General features: G+C 60.9%; 2 protein-coding genes. One reads left to right on the top strand and one right to left on the bottom strand.

From position 1 onward, the window contains the following. Positions 1–520: 520 nt before the first annotated feature. Positions 521–904: a DUF6124 family protein gene (locus LQ215_RS29365; RefSeq protein WP_013692262.1), complete on the top strand. Its 384-nt coding sequence runs from the start codon at positions 521–523 to the stop codon at positions 902–904. 199 nt (positions 905–1,103) lie between these two features. On the opposite strand, the gene LQ215_RS29370 is transcribed toward LQ215_RS29365, so the two are convergent. Continuing rightward, positions 1,104–1,820, bottom strand: coding sequence for an SIMPL domain-containing protein (locus LQ215_RS29370; protein WP_230153726.1), 717 nt, complete (start codon positions 1,818–1,820; stop codon positions 1,104–1,106). Between the last annotated feature and the right edge of the window lie 208 nt (positions 1,821–2,028).

A 2,028-nucleotide genomic window follows, 5' to 3' on the forward strand; every position in this document is an offset into this window, starting at 1 on the left:
GTGGGCACCTCGGCATGGATGCCGAGGTAGCCGCGCTGGGCCATGGATGGCCCTTCGCGGCGGGCCCACGGAGCAATGCCGGAGTGAGGGCACACCGAGCCTAGGCGAGGTGCCAAGTGGTGGGGCATGAGCGCTTTGGTTACTTTCGACTGGGCCGGCTTCCGGGCTTTTCGAAAGTGACCCGCCGTCAGGGCGGAACCATTAGTCCCGTCAACAAAAAAACGGATATATACACAACTCTGAAAAGGGCCGCTGCGCAGCCCAGCGGGAGCAAGCTCCCTCGCCACGGGGTTTGCGGCGCCAGGAAGTGTGATGAGTCATGCATTTATGTCGGAAGGATCACCGGCCCCGAAAGGAAACATCCCACAGCTTTCTAGGGTTGCCGCTCGGAAGTGGGCTCTCTAACCTTTTTCCTGTCGCTGCCAAACAGCGACCGGGAGTGGGAACCCGAAATTAATAGGTCGTAAGCCTCACGACCATAACGGCAAGTGATGGCTCCAATTTCATCAGGAGCATGCACATGAACGAAGGAAAGACTGAACCGAACTTCAACAGAACAAATCCATTGGCGGATTTCGACGCCATCGAAGACCTACTCAAAGATCGCGCCGCCGCCGAGCGCGCCCTCAATCATTACCTCAACCCAAAGCCTCCAGAGCCAAGCACCGACCCGCGCATCGACAGCCTGTTTTCCGTCACCGCCAAAGCCGATGCCGACACACTACTGACCAGCACCTCCGAAACCCTGGCCTCGATAAAAGCCATGGCCGAGGACCTGGCCTTTGAAGTGGAGGGCACGCGGCGCAGCGTGGCGCTGGGGATTCATCAGTTGGTGGAGTTGTGCCAGTTGCTGGTGGACAAGGCGTTGGATCAGCTTGAGGCGCCGGCCAGCCCGGCACCTTAACCACCTTGTGGCGAGGGAGCTTGCTCCCGCTGGGTCGCGAAGCGGCCCCAACAGCAAGCGACTGGATCCATCTGATACACCGAGGCGTCTGGTTTGGGGCCGCTGCGCAGCCCAGCGGGAGCAAGCTCCCTCGCCACGGAGTATTGTCACTCGGCTTCGGTGGTTCAGTCAGTGAGACTGGCTGAACCACCGCCGATCATCACTGCATCAACACCTCAACCACCCCATCCGCCGTCATCGTCACCTTGCTGGTGCCCGCTTCCACTTCCGGCGTGACCGACTCTGCATCCATCGACGCCGCTTTCATCATCATCTGCGGGCGCATGTAGGGTTGTGGATAACCGTTGGTATTGAAGTTCAGATTGACGATCTTGTAACCCTTGCCGCCCAGGGCGTCGGTGGCCAGTTGGGCGCGGGCCTTGAAGGCGTTGACGGCGTCCTTGAGCAGGGCGTCTTCGCTGCTTTGGCGGGTGGCGGTGGCGATGGCGAAGTCCATGCCGCCCATTTTCAGGTCACCCAGCAGTTCGCCGGTGAGTTTGGACAGGGCGGCGAAGTCGGCGCTTTCCAGGCGCAGTTCGGCGCGCTCACGCCAGCCGGTGATTTTCTGGCCTTTGTTGTCGTAGATCGGGTAGCTGTTGCGGCTGCCCTGGCGCAGGTTGATGTCCTTGACTTCTTTGGCCTGGCCGATGGCTTTGTTCAGCGTGGTGCTGACGGCAGCGGCGAGTTTGGCCGGGTCGGTGTTCTGTTCCTCGGTGTAGAGGGTGACGATCATCAGGTCGCGGGCCACTTCCTGGCTGGCTTCGGCGCGCAGGGAAATCTGGTTGTAGTGCAGCTCATCGGCGGCCAGGGCCGGCAGGCTGGCGACGGTGCAGAGGCTGAGGGCGAGCAGGGCGGCGGGGCGACTGAACGTGTGCATGAAAGCTCCTTGGGATGATGCGCAGGGGTAGGTTCCAGGCCTGCGTGAACGTTAAGACTCTAGCTTTTATGGGCGGGTTCGCACAGTTACAACTTCTATACAGATCAGGCCCGGCGAAACGCTTTTGTGGCGAGGGAGCTTGCTCCCGCTCGGCTGCGCAGCAGTCGTAGTCTTTTTGGGCCTGCTGCGCAGTCCAGCGGGAGCAAGC

Source organism: Pseudomonas brassicacearum (genome assembly GCF_918698105.1).
GTDB lineage: Bacteria > Pseudomonadota > Gammaproteobacteria > Pseudomonadales > Pseudomonadaceae > Aquipseudomonas > Aquipseudomonas brassicacearum_F.